This is a genomic window from Bradyrhizobium sp. Ken51, assembly GCF_055807435.1.
Genome location: NZ_JBVVPB010000120.1, coordinates 1 through 760, shown reverse-complemented (window position 1 = coordinate 760; position 760 = coordinate 1). Strand labels below are relative to the sequence as shown.

Here is a 760-nt window from a genome sequence, read left to right as displayed (position 1 = left end):
ACAATATCCACTTTCTTACGCAAGTCCGCGATCAGAGACTGCATCAATGCAGCGTCTTCGGGATACACAATGCTGCGCACATTAGGTGGTACGCCGCTGTCGAGCCCGTACGAAGTGTCGATCCAGTAATGCACTTTCATGGCGGCCAGGCCCGGTCGCTCCGCACGCGCCTCATATCCGGAGGGATACACAGAGGCGAAACCGATGAAGCCAATCTTCGCGCCGTTCCTTTCAACTATCGCGGGAGCAAGCGCCTGCGACAAATTGGAGCCTGCGCCAATCGTTTGAATGCCCTGGCCCTGAAGCAATTTCAGAGTGTCGAGCAGGCCGGCGTGGCCGCCATCAACGCTGTGATTGTTTGCTACGGACATGACGTGGAAGCCTGCCTTCTCCAGGTCCGCCCCATTCGCGTACGGCGCCACCACGCGCCAACCTACGCTGGGCGGATACACCGGGTTGTCGGTATATGCTCCTTCGCAATTGCCGAACACAAGGTCTAGCTGCCTCAGCAACGTGCCCGATGCGGTAAAGGCTCGCTCTGGATTGGGACGATCGATGAAGACATCACCGACGGCGCCGAAACTCCAAGTGGTCATGGTACGATTCAGGGTTGGCGATCCGGTCGGACGCCGGCTTCGCTGGTTTCTTATGTCGTCGGCTGACTGCCACGGGGTCTGTGCCATGGCTCCAGCTCCTCGGCGAAATGGCAGGCCGCCCAATGGAGCGGTTTGATCTCGCGTAGTTGCGGCTCTTGCTGCGC

1 protein-coding gene is annotated in these 760 nt (G+C 59.2%); it reads right to left on the bottom strand.

Annotated features, from left to right (window positions below; genetic code table 11):
• Positions 1-596: CapA family protein (locus tag AC0L27_RS41080; protein ID WP_473323789.1), on the bottom strand; the 596-nt coding region annotated here is incomplete at its 3' end.
• Positions 597-760 lie beyond the last annotated feature (164 nt).